Source organism: Vibrio sp. 10N (assembly GCF_036245475.1).
GTDB lineage: Bacteria > Pseudomonadota > Gammaproteobacteria > Enterobacterales > Vibrionaceae > Vibrio.
This window is the reverse complement of the sequence record NZ_BTPM01000001.1, coordinates 1,717,625-1,742,160: the sequence shown is the minus strand read 5'-3', so window position 1 is coordinate 1,742,160 and position 24,536 is coordinate 1,717,625. Positions and strand designations below refer to the sequence as shown.

Sequence of the window (24,536 nt, the reverse complement as noted above, 5' to 3'; positions counted from 1 at the left end):
TGTAGATAGTGATGCAGCTTCGTCCGAAGGCGCTCAATCTGGTGTTGTTGATAGTCAAATGACAGACGGTGGCACTAGTGCTGATGCGGGTTCTAGTGGTGCTGGTGGCGCAGGTGCAGGCGCACAAAGTGTGGGCGGACAAGATTCTGAAGGCTCTGATGGCGGCAGTGATGCTGAAGGACAAACTCAGCAAGCTTCTGGCGCGCCACAAGCTGCAGCCGCTTCACCAACCGCAGTTGCTGGCGAAGGGGATGATTTTGACACGCAAACTGACAGCGAAACGTTTGAAGTTAACGTTCTTGATGAAGGCGAGCAAGCCAACCTAAATCAAGAGCGATTGGATGACGACTTTGACTCCGAAACAACGGAGCAAACGTTCGAAATCCAAGTCGAAGATGTAAACGATGAGGCACAAGTCGAAGATGTTGCTTACACCATTCAAGAGGATGGTTCACTCACCTTTACAGACACACAGCTTTTAGCAGGGGCAACTGACGTAGACGGTGATGATCTTACCGTTGCCGATGTAATTTACACCGGTACCGATGGTGTTTTCACCGACAATGGTGATGGTACATACACTTTCTCTCCAAATGAAAACTTTAATGGCGAAGTTGATCTAAGTTTCTCTGTCAGCGATGGAACTACAACAACGGAAGCCAATATTGATGTCACTGTCGAAGCCGTTAACGATCTACCTGTCGCGGGGTCAACGACTTACTCAGTTAATGAAGATGGCATTATTACTATTAGCGATGACCAATTGTTAGCCAACTCAAGCGATATTGAAGGGGACGTTTCCGTCAGCGATGTTTCCTACTCAGGCACCGATGGTATTTTCACTGACAATGGTGATGGTACCTACAGTTTTGCTCCAAATGAAAACTTCAACGGTAATGTCAGCCTAGATGTCGTTGTGGTGGATGAAGAAGGGGCAACTGCGGAGACTACCGCGGGTATTGATGTTATTGCGGTTAACGATGCACCAGTCTCAGGTGATTTGGCTTATTCAGTTGATGAAGATGGTTCTATTACTCTTACTCAAGAGCAGCTTCTGTCTCAAGCAAGTGATGTGGACGGCGATGATCTCACTGCGGCTAACTTAAGCGCAGGAGACAATGCAACCGTAACGGCTAACGAAGACGGTTCGTTTACGATCACACCAGATGCGGACTTCAATGGTGACATTGACTTAAGCTTCGATATCTCAGATGGCACAGACACCATCGTCGCGAATGCTGATCTCACTGTAAATCCAGTGAATGACGCAGCAGTCGTGGAAGATGTGGGTTACACCATCCAAGAAGACGGTTCGTTAACCTTTACTGATGAGCAGTTACTTGCGGGCGCATCAGATATCGATGGGGATGATCTATCAGTTGCCGACGTGAGCTACTCAGGTACTGAAGGTGTGTTCACCGACAACGGTGATGGTACTTATACTTTCGCACCAAATGAGAACTTCAATGGTGACGTCGACCTAAGCTTCTCAGTAAGTGACGGTACAACCACCACAGAAGCCAATATTGATGTGACTGTAGAGTCTGTCAATGATACCCCAGTGGCCGGTTCAACGACATACTCAGTCGATGAAGATGGCATCATAACCATCTCTGATGAGCAGCTTCTTGCAAATAGCTCAGATGTAGAAGGTGAAGTCGCGGTTGATGATGTGTCTTACTCAGGTACAGACGGTATCTTTACTGATAATGGTGATGGTACTTACAGCTTCGCGCCAAATGAGAACTTTAACGGCAATGTATCTCTAGATGTGACTGTCGCTGACGAAGATGGTGCAACAGCAGAAACCACCGCTGGCATTGATGTTATCGCGGTTAACGATGCACCAGTTTCAGGTGACCTAGCATACTCCGTTGACGAAGACGGTTCGATTACTCTGACGCAAGAGCAATTGCTATCGCAAGCGAGTGATGTGGACGGCGATGATCTGACAGCGGCTAACTTAAGCGCAGGTGACAACGCTACAGTTACTGCCAACGAAGATGGCTCATTCACCATCACACCGGATGCGGACTTCAATGGCGACATTGACTTAAGCTTCGACATCTCAGATGGCACCGACACCATTGTCGCCAATGCAGACCTCACTGTGAATCCAGTGAATGACGCGGCGGTAGTGGAAGATGTTGGCTACACCATCCAAGAAGATGGTTCACTGACGTTTACTGACGAGCAGCTTCTAGCGGGCGCATCAGACATTGACGGTGATGACTTGTCGGTAGCAGATGTTAGCTACTCTGGTACAGAAGGTGTGTTCACCGACAATGGTGATGGCACGTATACCTTCGCGCCAAATGAAAACTTTAATGGTGAAGTCGACCTAAGTTTCTCAGTGAGCGACGGGACAACCACCACTGAAGCCAATATTGATGTGACCGTTGAGTCGGTCAATGATATCCCTGTTGCCGGTTCTACAACTTATTCTGTACAAGAAGACAACTCGATTACCATTACTGACGAGCAGTTATTGGCTAACAGTTCCGATGTTGAGGGTGATGTATCTGTTCAGGATGTCTCTTACTCAGGTACTGATGGTGTCTTTGCTGACAACGGTGATGGTACCTATACCTTCTCGCCAAACGAGAACTTCTCGGGTGAAGTTAGCTTTGATGTAGTTGTAGTAGATGAAGACGGAGCGACAGCAGAGACAAGCGCTGGTTTAACCGTTATCGAGGTCAACGACCCACCAATTGCAGGACCAACGTCTTACACTATTGATGAAGACAGCGTATTGACATTCAGTGAGTCTCAAGTCCTTGCCAATGCATCTGATATCGAAGGCGATGTATCCTTAGTGGGTATCAGCTACGATGGACCACACGGTATCTTCTCCGTCAATGGTGATGGTACTTGTAGCTTTGCTCCAAATGAAAACTTCAACGGCGAAGTTCAATTGAACGTTACCATTCAAGATGAAGATGGTGCCACTGTTGATACAGTGATTAACGTAGATGTGCTTCCAATCAACGACGCTCCGGTATCAGGCGACCTAGCTTACAGTGTTGATGAAGACGGAAGTGTGACATTGTCACAAGAACAGCTTCTATCACAAGCGTCGGATGTGGAAGGTGATGACCTCACGGCTGCGAACTTATCAGCAGGTGATAATGCCACAGTTACTGCCAACGAAGACGGTTCATTTACCATCACACCAGATGCGGATTTCAATGGCGACATTGACTTAAGCTTCGACATCTCAGATGGCACCGACACCATTGTGGCCAATGCAGACCTCACTGTGAATCCAGTGAATGACGCGGCAGTCGTAGAAGATGTGGGTTACACCATCCAAGAAGATGGTTCGTTGACCTTTACTGACGAACAGCTTCTTGCAGGCGCGTCTGACATTGACGGCGATGACCTGTCAGTAGCGGATGTCAGCTACTCAGGCACCGAAGGTGTGTTCACCGACAACGGTGATGGTACGTATACCTTCGCGCCAAACGAGAACTTCAACGGTGAAGTTGACTTAAGCTTCTCAGTGAGCGACGGTACGACCACCACAGAAGCCAATATTGATGTGACTGTCGAGTCTGTCAACGACATTCCTGTTGCTGGCTCAACGACTTACTCAGTCGATGAAGATGGCATCATCACTATCTCGGACGATCAACTTCTAGCGAACAGCTCTGATGTTGAAGGTGAGGTTGCGGTAGATGATGTGTCTTACTCAGGCACAGACGGTATCTTTACTGACAACGGCGATGGCACATACAGCTTCGCGCCAAATGAGAACTTCAACGGTAATGTATCTCTTGATGTAACCGTGGTAGATGAAGACGGTGCAACGGCAGAGACCACTGCCGGTATTGATGTTATCGCAGTCAACGATGCACCGGTCTCAGGTGACCTAGCATACTCAGTTGACGAAGATGGTTCGATTACTCTGACTCAAGAGCAATTGCTATCGCAAGCAAGTGATGTGGACGGCGATGATCTCACTGCGGCTAACTTATCAGCAGGCGATAACGCAACGGTAACGGCCAACGAAGATGGCTCATTCACCATCACGCCAGATGCGGACTTCAATGGTGACATTGACCTCAGCTTCGATATTTCTGATGGCACTGACACTATTGTCGCGAACGCTGACCTCACTGTTAATCCAGTGAATGACGCAGCAGTTGTGGAAGATGTGGGTTATACCATCCAAGAAGATGGTTCGTTAACCTTCACGGATGAGCAACTTCTAGCGGGTGCATCAGATATTGATGGGGACGACTTGTCTGTTGCCGACGTGAGCTACTCTGGTACAGAAGGTGTGTTCACAGACAACGGTGACGGCACTTATACCTTTGCGCCAAATGAAAACTTCAACGGTGAAGTAGACCTAAGCTTCTCAGTGAGCGACGGTACAACGACCACTGAAGCCAACATTGATGTGACCGTTGAGTCGGTCAATGATATTCCAGTTGCAGGTTCAACCACATACTCTGTCGATGAAGATGGCATCATCACGATTTCTGATGAACAGCTTCTAGCGAACAGCTCGGATGTGGAAGGCGAAGTCGCGGTTGATGATGTGTCCTACTCAGGCACGGACGGTATCTTCACTGACAACGGTGACGGTACCTACAGCTTCGCACCAAATGAAAACTTCAACGGTAGCGTATCTCTCGATGTGACTGTCGTTGACGAAGATGGTGCAACAGCAGACACCACAGCGGGCATTGATGTCATCACAGTGAACGACGCACCAGTTTCTGGTGACTTGGCTTACTCCGTTGACGAAGACGGCTCTATCACTGTGACGCAAGAGCAACTTCTTTCCCAAGCGAGTGATGTGGACGGCGATGATCTGACTGCGGCTAACCTAAGTGCAGGTGATAATGCAACCGTAACGGCCAACGAAGATGGCTCATTCACCATCACGCCAGATGCGGACTTCAATGGCGACATTGACTTAAGCTTCGATATCTCTGATGGTACCGACACCATCGTCGCGAATGCTGACCTCACGGTAAATCCAGTGAATGACGCAGCAGTTGTGGAAGATGTAGGTTATACCATCCAAGAAGACGGTTCATTAACCTTTACTGACGAACAGCTACTTGCTGGCGCGTCAGACATTGATGGCGATGACCTATCAGTAGCGGATGTCAGCTACTCAGGCACCGAAGGTGTGTTCACCGACAATGGTGACGGCACATACACATTCGCACCAAATGAAAACTTCAATGGTGAAGTCGACTTAAGCTTCTCAGTAAGCGATGGCACGACCACCACTGAAGCCAGCATTGATGTGACCGTAGAGTCTGTCAACGATATCCCTGTTGCTGGCTCTACCACATACTCAGTCAATGAAGATGGCATCATCACCATCTCTGACGACCAACTGCTTGCTAACAGCTCGGATGTAGAAGGTGAAGTCGCGGTTGATGATGTGTCTTATTCAGGCACAGACGGTATCTTTACTGACAACGGCGATGGCACTTACAGCTTCGCGCCAAACGAAAACTTCAACGGCAATGTATCACTAGATGTGACTGTTGTTGACGAAGATGGCGCAACGGCAGACACCACAGCGGGCATTGATGTCATCGCAGTGAACGACGCACCAGTTTCTGGTGACTTGGCTTACTCTGTCGACGAAGATGGTTCGATTACTTTGACTCAAGAGCAGCTATTGTCACAAGCTAGTGATGTGGATGGCGATGATCTGACAGCTGCGAACTTGTCAGCAGGTGATAACGCCACTGTGACTGCCAACGACGACGGTTCATTCACCATCACACCGGATGCGGACTTCAATGGCGACATTGACTTAAGCTTCGATATCTCTGATGGTACCGACACCATTGTGGCCAATGCAGACCTCACTGTTAACCCAGTGAATGATGCGGCGGTTGTGGAAGATGTGGGTTACACCATTCAAGAGGATGGTTCGTTGACCTTCACGGATGAGCAGCTTCTAGCGGGCGCATCAGACATTGACGGTGATGATTTGTCTGTTGCCGACGTGAGCTACTCTGGCACAGAAGGTGTGTTCACTGACAACGGTGATGGTACGTATACCTTTGCGCCAAACGAGAACTTCAATGGTGAAGTAGACCTAAGCTTCTCGGTAAGCGATGGTACAACAACCACGGAAGCCAACATTGATGTGACCGTTGAGTCGGTCAATGACATTCCAGTGGCCGGTTCAACGACGTACTCAGTCGATGAAGACGGCATCATTACTATCTCTGACGAGCAGCTTCTTGCAAATAGCTCAGATGTAGAAGGTGAAGTCGCGGTTGATGATGTGTCTTACTCAGGTACAGACGGTATCTTTACTGATAATGGTGATGGTACTTACAGCTTCGCGCCAAATGAGAACTTTAACGGCAATGTATCTCTAGATGTGACTGTCGCTGACGAAGATGGTGCAACAGCAGAAACCACCGCTGGCATTGATGTTATCGCGGTTAACGATGCACCAGTTTCAGGTGACCTAGCATACTCCGTTGACGAAGACGGTTCGATTACTCTGACGCAAGAGCAATTGCTATCGCAAGCGAGTGATGTGGACGGCGATGATCTGACAGCGGCTAACTTAAGCGCAGGTGACAACGCTACAGTTACTGCCAACGAAGACGGCTCATTTACCATCACACCAGACGCGGACTTCAATGGCGACATTGACCTCAGCTTCGATATCTCTGATGGTACCGACACCATTGTGGCCAATGCAGACCTCACTGTTAACCCAGTGAATGATGCAGCGGTTGTGGTAGATGTGGGTTACACCATCCAAGAAGATGGTTCGTTAACCTTTACTGATGAGCAGCTACTCGCTGGCGCATCTGACATTGATGGCGACGACCTATCAGTCGCAGATGTCAGCTACTCTGGCACAGAAGGTGTGTTCACTGACAACGGTGATGGTACGTATACCTTTGCGCCAAACGAGAACTTCAATGGTGACGTGGATTTAAGCTTCTCGGTAAGTGATGGCACGACTACCACAGAAGCCAACATTGATGTGACGGTTGAGTCGGTCAATGATATCCCTGTTGCCGGTTCTACAACTTATTCTGTACAAGAAGACAACTCGATTACCATTACTGACGAGCAGTTATTGGCTAACAGTTCCGATGTTGAGGGTGATGTATCTGTTCAGGATGTCTCTTACTCAGGTACTGATGGTGTCTTTGCTGACAACGGTGATGGTACCTATACCTTCTCGCCAAACGAGAACTTCTCGGGTGAAGTTAGCTTTGATGTAGTTGTAGTAGATGAAGACGGAGCGACAGCAGAGACAAGCGCTGGTTTAACCGTTATCGAGGTCAACGACCCACCAATTGCAGGACCAACGTCTTACACTATTGATGAAGACAGCGTATTGACATTCAGTGAGTCTCAAGTCCTTGCCAATGCATCTGATATCGAAGGCGATGTATCCTTAGTGGGTATCAGCTACGATGGACCACACGGTATCTTCTCCGTCAATGGTGATGGTACTTGTAGCTTTGCTCCAAATGAAAACTTCAACGGCGAAGTTCAATTGAACGTTACCATTCAAGATGAAGATGGTGCCACTGTTGATACAGTGATTAACGTAGATGTGCTTCCAATCAACGATGCACCGGTCTCAGGTGACCTAGCTTACTCGGTTGACGAAGACGGTTCGATTACTCTTACCCAAGAACAATTGCTATCACAAGCAAGTGATATCGACGGCGATGATCTGACTGCGGCTAACCTAAGCGCAGGTGACAATGCAACTGTAACGGCCAACGAAGACGGCTCATTTACCATCACACCAGACGCGGACTTCAATGGCGACATTGACCTCAGCTTCGATATCTCTGATGGTACCGACACCATCGTGGCGAATGCAGACCTCACTGTGAACCCAGTGAATGACGCAGCGGTCGTGGAAGACGTGGGTTACACCATCCAAGAAGATGGTTCGTTGACCTTTACTGATGAGCAGCTTCTTGCAGGTGCGTCTGATATTGATGGCGATGACCTATCCGTTGCAGATGTCAGCTACTCTGGTACAGAAGGTGTGTTCACCGACAATGGTGACGGTACGTATACCTTCGCGCCAAACGAGAACTTCAATGGTGACGTGGACTTAAGCTTCTCAGTGAGCGACGGTACAACGACCACTGAAGCAAACATTGATGTGACCGTAGAGTCTGTCAATGACATTCCGGTTGCAGGTTCAACCACATACTCAGTGAATGAAGACGGTATTATCACTATCTCTGATGATCAATTACTTGCTAACTCAAGTGATGTGGAAGGCGAGGTGAGTGTCAGTGATGTGTCGTACTCAGGTACTGATGGCATCTTCACTGACAACGGTGACGGTACTTATAGCTTTGCACCAAACGAAAATTTCAACGGTAATGTTTCTCTTGATGTCACTGTTGTTGACGAGGACGGCGCAACAGCAGATACAACTGCTGGTATTGAAGTGATCGCGGTCAACGATGCACCTGTCTCTGGTACCGTCGCATACTCGGTTAATGAAGACGGCTCTATCACGCTAAATCAAGACCAATTACTTGCTCAAGCGTCAGACGTTGAGGGGGACGCATTAACAGCTTCCAACCTGAGCGTCGGTGGAGATGCCACCGTCGTCGATAACGGTGATGGAACCTTTACCATTACGCCAGATGCCAACTTCAATGGAGAAATTGATCTCAACTTCGATATCTCGGACGGTACAGACACTATTGTTGCGTCAGGTGGCTTGACCGTTAACCCAGTTAACGACGCCCCAGAAGTATCGGGCATTGTCGCTCAGGTGGATGAAGATAACAGTATCACCATCACTCAAGAACAATTATTGGCGAATGCTTCGGATGTAGACGGCGACGATCTCGTTGCGAGTAATTTGCAATTGTTTGGTACTGAAGCAGAAATCGTTCAGAACGAGGATGGCTCGTTCACTATCACTCCAGAAGAAAACTTCAATGGTGAGTTGGACTTCACTTACACCGTTTCCGATGGTGAAGAGAATGTTGTTACGACTCTAGATCTAACTGTCAATCCAGTAAATGACGCGCCTGATGCGGGCGATGAAATCTACATTCAAGCGGAAGAAGACCAAACCGTTGGCGTTAGTATGCGCGAAGAGCCAGCGATTCGTCTCGACCAACAACCTGAGTTCGGTATTGTTCAAGCAAACATTGAGGATGAGTGGGTCACTCTAGAAGTTGGGCAAGAAGTTTCTCCAGACACTGAGATTCGCTTTGTTCCGGATGAGACTGCGGTAGCGGATTCTACATCAACGACGCAACTTGGTACCTTCGATGACAACGCTAAGGTCAGCGACTGGGGTGATGAAGTTGATTCTCATACTCGCCAATTTACCGATGGTGACTTAACCATTACCACACAAAGTACCGATGGTCCGCTTGGAGCTTGGAACGGTGACACCCATATCGGTCATGGTATTGGGGATACTGACAGACAAGGCCTAAGTGGTGATGAACAACTTGTCGTCACGGTCGAAGGTCAGGACATTAACGAAATCAGCTTCAATCTAGATGGTCTAGGCGGCTGGTTTATGGAAGAGTCTAGACACTTCACAGAGGTCGAGATCCGAGCGTTTGATGCGGATGGAAATCTCATAGATTCTGAAACTTACCATAAAGATGATCGTAATAGTTATGAGCACGAATATACGTTAACGACTGATGAACCTGTGGCTCGTTTCGAACTCGGTACTATTCAAGGTAACGGTACTTACGTCGTTCAAAACATGTCGGTTTCTCAGACACTACCTGATGATGTGGTATTTACATCTATCGGTATCGACGGTACTGAAGTTACAGAAACCATTAGTCTGAATGTTCGTGAGGGTGATCAAGAGATCGATCTAACAGCCGACTTACCAGCCGTAACCACGACAGAAGAGGGAGCGGATGGTTTTGCTTCTATCGTCATTACCGAAGAGCAGTTATTGGCGCAAGCCAGTGATATCGACAGTGATGAACTTGATATCATCAACTTAGCTCTCGAAGATGACAACGCAACCTTAACCGACAACGGTGATGGCACTTGGACTGTTACACCAAATGAAAACTTCTCGGGTGATATTGACCTAACGTATCAAGTCACCGACGGCGAGTTGGTCGACGATAATACTATCCACATCAACTTCGCAGAAGTAAATGATGCGCCAGTGGTATCTGGTCCAGTTATCTTGAGTACCGAAGAAGACAACTCCATCACATTTACCGATGAAGATCTGCTTGCGAATGCTTCCGATGTCGAGGGTGATGAATTAAGCATCTACAACGTCAGCTACAACGGGGATAGTGGTGAGTTAACTGATAACGGAGATGGTACATACACATTCGTTCCAAACGAAAACTTCAATGGCGATGTGGATCTCAGCTTTGGTGTGAGTGATGGCGAAGATGTCACTATGAATCAAATTGATTTGGCGGTGATTCCAGTGAACGACGTTCCTGTTTCTGGTGCTCCGCTGAATTTGGATATGCTGAACGATGGCACCATCACAATTAGTACATCGAGCTTATTAAGCGGTGCAACTGATGTAGATGGAGACATCCTACATGTAGAAAACCTTGTCCTAACCAATCAATTGGACGGGACACTGGTTGATAATGGCGACAATACCTTCAGCTTCACACCATCTGAAGGCTTTACTGGCAATGTCTCATTGTCGTTTGATATCAGTGATGGCCAAGCTTCGGCGCCAAGTTCACTAAACATAGATGTTGTTGACTCCAACGTTGGTCCAGAAGTAACAAGCCCACTATCTGCTTCGGTAGAAGAAGATGGCACCATCACTATCACTCAAGAAGAGTTGCTTGCTAACGCGAGTGACCTTGATGGCGACGATCTCACTGCAGTCAATCTAAGCACTAACGATGAGAATGCTACCATTGTTCAAAATGAGGATGGCAGTTTCACTATCACCCCAAGTGAAGACTTCTATGGCGATATTGACTTCACTTATGATGTTACAGACGGAATCGCTACGGTAGGGACCGAGTTAAACCTAACCGTAACGCCTGTAAACGATGCACCTGATGTACCCGATTTGTCATTCAATGTCTTGGAAGACGAATCGATTATTGTCACAGCAGAAGAGTTGCTTGCCCAAGCAACAGACGTTGAGGGTGATGATCTAACGGTCGTCAACGTTAACTCTGATGATCCAAATGTATCGGTAACTGACAATGGTGATGGTACTTATACCTTAACGCCAGCACCAGATTATAGTGGTAGTGCCGGTCTTACGTTTGATGTCAGTGATGGTACCGATACGGTTACCGCTGACATCGCATTGAAAGTTCAGTTCGTTAATGATGCGCCTGAAGCTGAGCCAGTCGTCGCGGAAATGGATGAAGATGGTGTTATCTTGGTGACACAAGATATGCTGCTTGAGAATGCGACTGACAGAGACGGTGATTTCTTAGTTGCAGAAAACCTTGAAACCAATGACCCGAACGCAACGATCGTTAATAACGGTGATGGTACGTTTAGTGTTACGCCGTCACAAGATTTCAATGGCGATATCGTGTTTAGCTACAACGTCTCTGACGGTGAGCTAGATACAACCAGCGAGCTTACACTGACGGTTAATCCAGTCAATGACGCACCAGACGTTGCTCCGCTTAACGTTGAAATTCAGGAAGACAATACATTTGTCTTCACGGAAGAGCAGCTTCTTGCCCAGGCGACGGACGTCGAAGGTGATGAACTGAGTATTACCGATGTGAGTTACAGCGGTGATGAAGGATCTCTCGTCGATAATGGAGATGGTACATACACCTTTACGCCGGAAGAGCACTTTAGCGGTAATCTAGATATAGGCTTTACGGTATCAGATGGGGAAGCTGAAGTTGCCCAAACTATCGGTGTGAGTGTCGAAGCAGTAGCCGATGCACCGGACTTGGAAGTGACTACTGGTGATGGTGACGCCGTCACAGATGAGGCTATTGTTGTCGAACCAGGTAGCACCACCGAACTAAACATCGGTGCAGCGCTTGTAGACCAAGACTTGTCTGAAACACTAACGTTGGAAGTAGGTGGGTTACCAGAAGGGACTGTGATTCGCTATGACAACGAGGGTGTTCTTGATGACCAGTCTGGCGGTATTACCAGTTATGAAACCACGGATATCACTGTCACTTTCGAAGGTGAAGGCGCTGGTTTCCAAAATACAGCTGGTTACTACACTGTTGATGAAGATGGCAATATTACCGACGTAAACATTGGGTTTGAGAACGCATCCCAAGTTGGTTCCGGTGGCGACTTGATTCCTGGTCAATCGTCAATCACGTTTGAAGTAGAAGAAGGCGAAAGCTTCAACCTGTTTGTCATTCCAAATGGCTTCAATCGCAATGACTTCGACTCGATGCAAGATGGGACCTTTATGTTCCGTGATGCAGACGGCAATCCAGCTACCATTGATTCTGTTGACCCGCAACTGGTTCATATTGATCCAGATGGCAATGAAACCGTTATCCAAAGTCAATTTGGAGACTCGGTATTCCATGGCGGTACGAATACCAACCTGAACCAAGATGGCGTTGAACATACGAGAACAACGTTAAATGATGATGGCGAGATTGTTTATGGTATCGAAGATCTCTATGGAGGTGGTGATCGCGACTATGATGACTTCACCTTTACCGTAGACGTCGGTGAAACCAACAGCCAAATCTTGCAAGGTGAGATCGTTATTGGTGAAGATGGTACAGCCGTGCTTCCAACTCTGGTCATCGATCAAAACATCGAAATCACCTTCCCAGAGGATTATACCGGCTCCACTGCGTTAGAAATCAAAGCGACCGCAACAGAGCTTTCTAACGATGATGAAGCGAGTACGATTCAAGTCGTTAACTTTGAAGTTGACCATGCGCCTGAATCAGACTCGGTCTCTGCACAAGTCGACGAAGATGGTTCAATCACCATTACTCAAGAGCAGCTACTGGCGAATGCCACCGATCTCGATGGCGATGCTCTAACTGCGCTTAACTTGAGCACGGAAGATGAAAACGTCACTGTTGTGGATAATGGCGATGGCACCTTTACCATCACGCCTGACGCAGACTTCAATGGCGATGTAAACCTCAGCTTCGATGTCAGCGATGGCGACCAAATCGTATCGACAAATCTAGACTTAACCGTTAACCCTGTTAACGACGCTGCAGTGGTTGAAGATGTCGGTTATACCATTCAAGAAGATGGTTCATTAACCTTTACTGATGAGCAGCTATTAGCTGGCGCATCAGACATTGATGGCGATGACTTGTCTGTCGCCGATGTGAGTTACTCCGGTACGGAAGGCGTGTTTACCGATAACGGTGACGGCACTTATACCTTCGCGCCAAATGAGAACTTCAATGGTGAAGTCGATTTGAGCTTCTCAGTAAGCGATGGAACCACCCCGACTGAAGCGAACGTCGATGTTACCGTAGAGTCTGTCAATGACATTCCAGTTGCGGGTTCAACAACGTATTCAGTTGATGAAGATGGCATAATCACAATCTCCGATGATCAACTTCTTGCGAATAGCTCAGATGTTGAAGGTGAGGTTGCAGTTGACGATGTTTCTTATTCAGGCACAGATGGTATCTTCACGGATAACGGTGACGGCACCTACAGCTTTGCGCCAAATGAAAACTTCAACGGTAATGTATCGCTAGATGTAACCGTAGTAGATGAAGATGGTGCAATGGCTGAAACAACAGCTGGCATAGAAGTCATCGCTGTTAATGATGCGCCAGTCTCTGGTGACTTGGCATACAGCATTAATGAAGACGGCTCGATTACGCTTACTCAAGAGCAGCTATTGTCTCAAGCTAGTGACGTTGAAGGTGATGACCTTACTGCTTTAGATGTCACCGCAGCAGACAATGCAACCGTTGTTGCCAATGATGATGGTTCATTCACTATCACACCAGAAGCGGATTTCTATGGTGATATCGACCTAACGTTCTCTGTCACTGATGGTACAGACTCAACGGTCGCTAATATCGACTTGACTGTTAATCCAGTTAACGATGCAGCGGCGATTGTTGAAGATGTGGCTTACACCATGGAAGAAGATGGCTCGCTCACCTTTACTGACGAGCAGTTGCTCGCCAATGCTACCGATGTAGATGGTGATGACCTCAGCGTTGAATCGGTCATATACAATGGCGCAGAAGGGGTATTTACAGATAACGGTGATGGTACTTATACCTTTGCTCCAAATGAGAACTTTAGTGGTGAAATCGACCTCTTGTTTGAAGTATCTGATGGCACGGAAATCACCCCTGCGAATATTGATATCACAGTAACTGAAGTCAATGATTTACCAGTCGCTGGTTCAACGACTTATAGTGTTGACGAAGATAACATTCTCACGTTCACTAACGAGCAGCTGCTTGCCAACAGCTCGGATGTCGAGGGCGATGTCGCGGTCTCTGATGTTTCGTACTCAGGTACAGACGGTATCTTTACCGATAATGGTGATGGTACCTATAGCTTCGCGCCAAATGAAAACTTCAATGGTGAGGTCTCGATTGATGTCACTATTGTGGATGAGCAAGGTGCGACAGCAGAGACAACTGCAGGCGTAGAAGTCATTGCAGTTAATGACGCTCCAGTCTCAGGTGACTTGGCATACAGCGTCGACGAAGATGGTTCTATTACACTGACTCAAGAACAACTGCTCTCTCAAGCTTCAGATGTAGACGGCGATGATTTGACTGCGGCTAACTTAAGCGCAGGCGATAATGCGACAGTGACTGCTAACGAAGATGGCTCATTCACCATTACTCCAGATGCTGATTTTAATGGCGACATTGATTTAAGCTTCGATATCACCGATGGTACCGACACCATTGTTGCGAACGCTGACCTCATAGTTAACCCAGTAAATGACGCAGCGGTTGTGGAAGATGTTGGCTACACCATCCAAGAAGATGGCTCACTAACGTTTACTGATGAGCAACTTCTAGCGGGTGCATCTGACATTGATGGCGACGATTTGTCTGTCGCTAATGTCAGCTACTCGGGCACAGAAGGTGTGTTCACTGACAACGGTGATGGTACCTATACCTTCGCACCAAACGAGAACTTCAATGGTGACGTGGACTTAAGCTTCTCTGTCAGTGATGGCACAGCCACCACTGAAGCGAATATTGATGTGACGGTTGAGTCGGTCAATGACATTCCTGTTGCTGGCTCTACCACTTACTCAGTTGATGAAGATGGCATTATTACCATCTCTGACGAACAGCTTCTCGCCAATAGCTCTGACATTGAGGGCGAAGTGGCCATTGATGATGTGTCGTACTCAGGCACTGACGGTATCTTCACGGACAACGGAGACGGCACTTACAGCTTTGCACCGAATGAAAACTTCAACGGCAATGTATCGCTTGATGTAACCGTTGTTGATGAAGATGGCGCAACAGCGGATACCACTGCTGGTATCGATGTCATCGCGGTTAATGATGCTCCGGTCTCAGGTGACTTAGCTTACTCTGTTGATGAAGATGGTTCGATCACGCTGACGCAAGAGCAATTGCTGTCTCAAGCAAGTGATATCGAGGGTGATGACCTTACTGCAGCGAATTTGTCAGCGGGTGACAACGCGACAGTTACAGCCAACGAAGATGGCTCATTCACTATCACACCAGATGCAGACTTCAATGGCGACATTGACCTAAACTTCGATATCTCTGACGGCACCGACACCATAGTGGCCAATGCAGACCTCACTGTGAATCCTGTGAACGACGCAGCGGTTGTGGAAGATGTTGGCTACACCATTCAAGAAGATGGTTCACTGACGTTTACTGACGAGCAACTTCTAGCAGGTGCGTCAGACATTGATGGTGATGACCTCTCTGTTGTGGATGTTTCGTACACAGGCACTGATGGCGTATTCACAGATAACGGTGACGGTACGTATACCTTTGCTCCGAACGAAAACTTCAACGGTGATGTTGATCTTAAGTTCTCTGTTAGTGATGGCACAACGACAACAGAAGCCAACATTGATGTCTCGGTAGAATCTGTCAATGACATACCAGTGGCAGGCTCTACCTCATACTCAGTGAATGAAGATGGCGTGATTACCATTTCAGATGATCAGTTGCTTGCTAATAGCTCTGATGTTGAAGGGGACGTGAGTGTCAGCGATGTGTCTTACTCTGGCACAGATGGTATCTTCACAGACAATGGTGACGGTACTTACAGCTTTGCGCCAAATGAAAACTTCAACGGCAACGTGTCGCTTGATGTCGTCGTTGTTGACGAAGATGGTGCAACCGCTGATACCACTGCAGGTATCGACGTGATTGCGGTTAATGATGCGCCAGTCTCAGGCGATCTTGCTTACAACATCAACGAAGATGGTTCGATTACGTTAACCCAAGAGCAATTGCTGTCTCAAGCTTCAGATGTGGATGGGGATGAGCTCACTGCTGCTAACCTGTCTGCTGGCGATAACGCAACCGTGGTTGATAATGGTGACGGTACCTTTACGGTAACACCAGAGGCCAACTTTAACGGCAACATCGACCTAAGCTTTGATATCTCGGATGGTACAGAAACCATTGTTGCGAATGCCGATCTGTCGGTTAATCCAGTCAACGATCTTCCAACTACGTCAGATGTTTACGCTAATGTTGATGAAGACAACACCATTACGATTACTCAAGAGCAATTGCTTGCCAATGCGGCTGATATCGAGGGGGATGTACTCACTGCAGACAGCTTGGTAGCTGACAATGCAACCATTGTTGACAATGGCGATGGTACTTTCTCCATCACGCCAGATGAGAACTTCAATGGTTACATCGATGTGGCCTATAGCATCAGTGATGGTGACACTCCAATTGCAGCTAACCTCGGCTTAACAGTAGATCCTGTTAATGATGCGCCAATTGTTTCGGCTGATGTAGCCATTACGATTGAGGAAGATGGCTCTTATACCATCACTCAAGAAGAGCTATTGCAGTTCGCAACTGATATCGAAGATGATGACATGACAGCCATCATTGGAGAGCAGGGCGATGATACAACAGTGACTGGCACCGTGCTGGATGCGGAAACCAGTAATCCAGTATCTGGCGCTGAAGTTACGCTGACGGACGGTGCAGGCAATAGCTACACCACCGTAACCGATGACTCGGGCAACTATTCAGTTAGCGGCTCGATAGTGAGTGAAGGTACAGTCACTATTGAGCAAGAGGGCTCAATTACGACAAGCTTTGTAGTTCCAGCAGGAGAAGAGACCAACAGTGGTGTAACCGCAATATCTGAAGTCCTAGATGATGCAGATATGCGTGTGGTGGTGACTTGGGGAGATGATCCTCGAGATCTTGACAACCACCTATGGTTGTACGATCAAGATTCAGGGCAAGAGCTAGACCATATCTACTATCGAGATATGAGCTACACCCAAGAGTCTGGTGACCGCGTTGCACAAGATGTCGATGATGTGAATGGCAATGGCCCAGAAACCATTACCATTCCAAACTACGAAGACATGAACATGCACTATTCAGTGCACAACTACAGTGGCCGCAGTTGGGATGTGGACGGCGTAGAAGATGTTCAAGTTCAAATCTTTGTTGGGGATACACTGATTCAATCCTTTACACCGGATCTACCTGAAAACCCGCAGGGCGATCACTGGCATGTGTTTGACATCGTTGATGGCGTGATAGTACCGAGCCAAGACGTCAGCACGGTCACTAACTTTGAGCTACCAACGTCTGAAGAAGCCGCCGCGGCCGACAATGGCATTGATATCTCAGAAGTCGTAGCCGGTGATTCCGAAGAAACAGGCACTGGTGAAGAAACTGGCGGTAATGAACCAAGCATTGGTGATATCGCTATCGAAAACGCGATCATCACGGACAACGGTGATGGTACTTATACCATTACGCCGGAAGAGAACTTTAACGGTGAATTCTCAATCAGCTATAACGTTGACGACGGCAACGGTGGTGTTACCCCAGCTGAACTTGATGTTACGGTGACAGCTGTGAATGACTTGTCTGTCATTTACGACCACGACTACACCATTAATGAAGATGGCTCGCTAACCTTTACTGACGAACAATTACTCGCTGGCGCAACCGACATCGACGGCGACGATTTAACTGTTGAGTCAGTAAACTATGAAGGAGCTGACGGTGTCTTTACTGACAATGGCGATGGTACTTACACCTTCGCGCCAAATGAAAACTTCAATGGTAATGTTGATCTCACCTACGACGTCAGTGATGGAACGGATACGGTATCTGCCAATATCGATGTCCAAGTCGTTCCAATCAACGATGTTCCAGTAGCCGGTGCGACAAGCTATAGCGTAGATGAGGATGGAAGCATCACCATCAGCGACGCACAATTGCTTGCCAACAGCTCTGATGTCGAAGGTGATGTCGCAGTCGATAGTGTCACCTATACCGGCACTGATGGTGTGTTCACCGACAATGGTGACGGCACCTATACCTTCTCTCCAAATGAGAACTTCAACGGGGATGTAAGCCTAAGCGTTACTGTTGTCGATGAAGACGGAGCGACAGCGGATACAACAGCTGGTATCGATGTCATCTCAGTGAACGACTTACCGGTTGCAGGAGCGACGACTTATAGTGTTGACGAAGACAACATCATCACCATTACTAGTGACCAGCTGCTAGCCAATAGCTCGGATATAGAGGGTGAGGTGGCTGTTGAGGACGTGTCTTACTCTGGTACAGACGGCATACTTACCGATAATGGTGACGGTACATTTAGCTTCGCACCAAATGAAAATTTCAACGGTAACGTATCTCTTGACGTGACTGTTGTAGATGAAGATGGAGCAACAGCGGATACCACGGCAAGCATTGACGTCATTGCAGTAAACGATGCGCCAGTCTCTGGTGATTTAGCTTATAGCGTCGATGAAGATGGCTCAATTACATTGTCTCAAGAGCAACTTCTAGCTCAAGCCAGCGATGTTGAAGGCGATGATCTTGAAGCAGCGAATCTAACTGCTGGAGACAACGCTACAGTAACTGCTAATGAAGATGGGTCATTCACCATCACACCAGATGCAGACTTCAATGGCGACATTGACCTAAGCTTCGATATTTCTGATGGCACCGACACCATCGTGGCGAACGCTGATCTCACTGTGAACCCAATGAATGATTCAGCGGTTTTGGAAGATGTGGGTTACACCATCCAAGAAGACGGTTCGTTGACCTTTACTGACGAACAGCTTCTTGCAGGCGCATCCGACATTGATGGCGATGACTTGTCAGTAGCAGATGTCAGCTACTCAGGCACCGAAGGTGTGTTCACCGACAACGGTGATGGTACTTATACCTTCGCGCCAAATGAAAACTTCAACGGTGAAGTCGACCTAAGTTTCTCAGTGAGCGACGGTACGACCACCACAGAAGCCAACATTGATGTGACCGTTGAGTCTGTTAATGACATTCCAGTTGCAGGCTCTACCACATACTCAGTCAATGAAGATGGCATCATCACCATCTCTGACGAACAATTACTTGCGAATTCAAGTGACGTGGAAGGTGAAGTATCTGTCTCTGATGTCTCTTACTCAGGCACTGACGGTATCTTCACAGATAACGGAGATGGTACCTACAGCTTCGCACCAAACGAGAACTTTAACGGCATTGTATCTCTAGATGTGACTGTCGCTGACGAAGATGGTGCAACAGCAGAAACCACCGCTGGTATTGATGTTATCGCGGTTAACGATGCACCAGTTTCTGGTGACTTGGCTTACTCTGTCGACGAAGATGGTTCGATTACTCTGACTCAAGAGCAGCTATTGTCACAAGCTAGTGATGTGGATGGCGATGATCTGACAGCTGCGAACTTGTCAGCAGGTGATAACGCCACTGTGACTGCCAACGAAGACGGCTCATTCACCATCACACCAGACGCGGACTTCAATGGTGACATTGACTTAAGCTTCGATATCTCAGATGGCACCGACACCATCGTGGCAAACGCTGACCTCACTGTGAATCCAGTGAATGACGCAGCGGTCGTGGAAGATGTGGGTTATACCATTCAAGAAGACGGTTTGTTGACCTTTACTGATGAGCAGCTTCTAGCGGGTGCGTCTGATATAGATGGTGACGACCTATCAGTTGCTGATGTTAGCTACTCAGGCACAGAAGGTGTATTCACTGATAACGGTGACGGTACGTATACCTTTGCGCCAAACGAGAACTTCAATGGTGAAGTAGACCTAAGCTTCTCGGTAAGCGATGGCACGACCACCACAGAAGCTAACATTGATGTGACGGTTGAGTCTGTCAACGACATTCCAGTGGCCGGCTCAACGACGTACTCAGTCGATGAAGACGGCATCATCACCATCTCTGACGACCAATTACTTGCTAACTCAAGTGATGTAGAAGGTGAGGTGAGTGTAAGCGATGTCTCTTACTCAGGCACCGACGGTATCTTTACTGACAATGGTGATGGGACTTATAGTTTTGCACCAAATGAAAACTTCAACGGCAATGTCTCTCTTGACGTGACCGTTGCTGATGAAGATGGCGCTACCGCTGAGACCACTGCCGGCATTGATGTTATCGCGGTCAATGACGCACCAGTATCAGGTGACTTGGCTTACTCCGTTGATGAAGATGGTTCTATCACACTGACTCAAGAGCAACTTCTGTCACAAGCTAGTGATGTTGATGGCGATGATCTCACAGCGGCTAATCTAAGCGCAGGTGATAATGCCACAGTGACTGCCAACGAAGACGGTTCATTCACCATTACACCGGACGCGGACTTCAATGGCGACATTGACCTAAGCTTCGATATTTCTGATGGCACTGACACCATCGTGGCGAATGCAGACCTCACTGTGAACCCAGTGAATGATTCAGCGGTTGTGGAAGATGTGGGTTACACCATCCAAGAAGATGGCTCGTTAACCTTTACTGACGAACAGCTTCTTGCAGGCGCGTCTGACATTGATGGTGATGACCTGTCAGTAGCGGATGTCAGCTACTCCGGCACAGAAGGTGTGTTCACCGATAATGGTGATGGCACCTATACCTTTGCTCCAAACGAGAACTTCAATGGTGAAGTTGACTTGAGCTTCTCAGTAAGCGATGGCACGACCACCACAGAAGCCAATATTGATGTGACGGTTGAGTCTGTCAACGACATTCCAGTGGCCGGTTCTACGACGTACTCAGTGAATGAAGATGGCATCATCACTATCTCTGATGACCAACTACTTGCCAACTCAAGTGATGTCGAAGGCGAGGTGAGTGTCAGTGATGTGTCGTACTCCGGCACGGACGGTATCTTCACCGACAACGGTAACGGTACCTATAGCTTCGCACCAAATGAAAACTTCAATGGTGATGTAGCGTTGGATGTGATTGTTGCTGATGAAGACGGAGCAAGCGTTGGTACAACGGCTGGAATTGAAGTCTTAGCGGTCAATGATGCTCCAGTTTCAGGCGACCTCGCTTACAGTGTCGATGAAGATGGTTCAATCACCTTGACTCAAGAGCAATTGCTAGCCCAAGCAGGGGACGTTGATGGTGATGCGCTAACTGCTTCGAACTTAACTGCAGGAGACAATGCAACAGTAACAGACAATGGTGATGGCAGCTTTACCATTACGCCAGATGCCAACTTCAACGGAGATATCGATCTCAATTTTGATATCTCTGATGGAACAGAAACGATCGTTGCAAATGCTGATCTCACCGTGAATCCGGTCAATGATGCAGCTACGTCGGATCCTGTTAACCTAGAAGGCATCGAAGACAACGCCATCATCATCTCACAAGAAGACTTGTTGAAACACGCGCAAGACATTGATGGCGATGATTTAACAGCCAGAGATCTGTCAATCGATGAGTCGTTCGGTTCACTGGTTGATAACACTGATGGCACGTGGACATTCACACCAACAGAAAACTTCAATGGTGACGTACCATTCAACTTTAACGTTGATGACGGTACTGAACTAACACCGGTTCAAGGTAATATCGACATCGCTGCAGTTAACGATGAACCTCAGGCACCTGCAATAGAAATGCAGGGAGAAGAAGACCAGATTATGGTCATCGACCCTGAATACATCTTGGCACAAGCAAGTGATTTAGATGGAGATGAACTCACGCTCGAAAGCATCAGTGTTAAGTCACCACAGAACGCGCAATTGCAGCAACAGCCAGACGGTATGTATCACCTCGTTACATCGCAAGACTTTAACGGCTTAGTAGAATTAGCTTACGAAATCTCAGATGGCGAAGCGACAGCAGAAGGCTCGCTCAATGTTGATGTCATTCCGGTGAATGATGCACCATTTAAAGATGGTAATGCCTTCCTAACCACAAACGAGGATGGGGCATTTACCTTCGATTCATCCGACATGCTTGACCTATTTGGGGACATAGATACCGAGAACTTAGTCATTTCTCGCATTATCATGCCAGATGGAGAAGATGCAGGTGACCTAAATGACAATGGTGATGGCACTTGGACATTTACACCAACAGGTGATTTTGCAGGAACTTCTGGGCTACAAGTCATCGCATCTGACGGTGAGTTTGAGACTGCACTCGACGTACCAGTATTTGTTCGTCCTGTCGCGGATGGCGCCGTAATCACCACGGATCACGATGGTCCACTCGTGTTCTCTGAAGATTCAACTGGTCACTTAGGACTAAACGTTGACCTAATTGATGACTCAGAGATGCTCAGTAACTTGGTCATGACTGGTTTCCCTGTTGGGTTTGAAGTCAGTGATGGTGAGAATACGGTCATTATTACTGAACCTGGACAAATGATCAGTGTCACCAACTGGAACATCGATGATCTGCAGTTAACCCCACCAGAAGATTACTCAGGAAACTTCTTCGTCACCGTTAGCGCAACTACCGTTGACTATGGTGATGAGCCGTTACCAGAACCAGAAGGTAGTGAGATTGCTGGCGACTTTGATACCACGCTTGGCGAACCAATCATTCTTACTGAGGCGGATTTGATTGGCATGGCGCAAAACATCGATGCCAATGATGACGATGCTATCCAAATGGTTCACTTGGTTGATCCTAACCAAGGCACGATGGTAGACAATGGAGATGGTACATGGACCTTTAGTCCTGCCGATGGCTTTACTGGTGAAGTGGACTTCGCTTATGTAGTAGAGCGTGATGGCATTCTTCATGATGAACAAAGCACAATTGGTGTTCATGAGAATGAAGGACAAATCACCGATGGCCCACAAATCGAGTCTATTGCTTCTGCTACCGTTGAGGAAAGTGAACCACTTAACTTCACCGATAGCGACATGTTGGGTACTTTAAGCTCTGAAACGGGTGACATGAGTATTGAATCCGTCACACTGCTTGAAGGCGAAGGTCTCATTGAATCTGACGGGCAGGGTGGTTATCAATTCACTCCAGCTGAAGGCTATACTGGCAGCGCACAGATTGGCTTCGTGGCTAGTGATGGCGAAAACTCAGTTGAAAGTCACTTCAATATCACGGTTGATGAACAAACTTCTGGAGCAGTTGAACCATTAGCTCAATCCGACGATGGCTCTATCGGCATCAGCGGCGAACAGGTTCTTCAAAACCTTGATGTTGCGGACGATGCAAGTTTGTCTGAACTCAACTACACGGGTGATGAAGGAGCACTAGTGCCGTCCGGTGATGACCAATGGACATTCTGGCCGGATCCAGAGTTTAGTGGTGACATCCCGTTAGAAGCAACCGTGCAATCAGGAGGCGAAGAGCAAACATTAGAAACAACAATGAACGTTGAAACTGCACCGGAAGCAACATCTGCATCAAGCACGGAGCCAGAAACCGCTGCAGCAGATACTGAAACGGTACAAGAAACCGTTGAAGCTACATCGGCAGATGAGACTAACGCTGAAGATGAGGGTGCAGATGTTACCGCGGCACCTGGCACAGATGTTAACTTGTCTATCCCAGATGAAGTGACATCAGCTGAAGGTGTAGAACAGGTCGAGCTTTCTGGTATTCCAGAAGGCGCATCAGTGAGCGGTGCACTTGATAATGGTGACGGCACTTACACAGTATCTGGCGACTTGTCGCAACCTGTGACAATGTCACTTGGCGATACCTTTGAGGGTGAAGCATCAATATCATTCCAAGGTGTTGATGAATTGGATACTCCAATTGAAGGAGCAACAGCAACGACAACAATTGAAGTTGATGATCAATACGCGATGCAAGCGAGTAGCCAAGCTCCAACAGACACTTCAGGTCTGCAAGATGCAGGTGGCAGCGGCGATTGGACATCTGGCGACAATACCGATACCGGTGTCGACTTTACAGATGACTCCGGAAGCTTCGGCCACGACGACCAATCATCGGGAGGAAGTCAGCACGATATCGACGACAACAACTTCTAGTCACTAACGGTTAAACTAGGATATTCAAATCCCGTGCTTAGACTTAAGCACGGGATTTTTATTTCTAATAATCACATTACTAATCTGTGATTAAGTAATGTGATTATTAGGTATTTTATGGTAAATCCACATTATCGTTAAATAC

Annotated in this window: 1 protein-coding gene; it reads left to right on the top strand. The window is 47.6% G+C overall.

Translation table 11 applies throughout. The annotated features are described in order from the left end of the window. Positions 1 to 58: 58 nt before the first annotated feature. Positions 59 to 24,391, top strand: coding sequence for a tandem-95 repeat protein (locus tag AAA946_RS08010; protein ID WP_445206099.1), 24,333 nt, complete (start codon positions 59 to 61; stop codon positions 24,389 to 24,391). Positions 24,392 to 24,536 lie beyond the last annotated feature (145 nt).

Excerpts from the sequence above, each read along its gene's own strand:
- AAA946_RS08010 (WP_445206099.1), top strand. The coding sequence starts at position 59 with ATGACAGACGGTGGCACTAGTGCTGATGCGGGTTCTAGTGGTGCTGGT.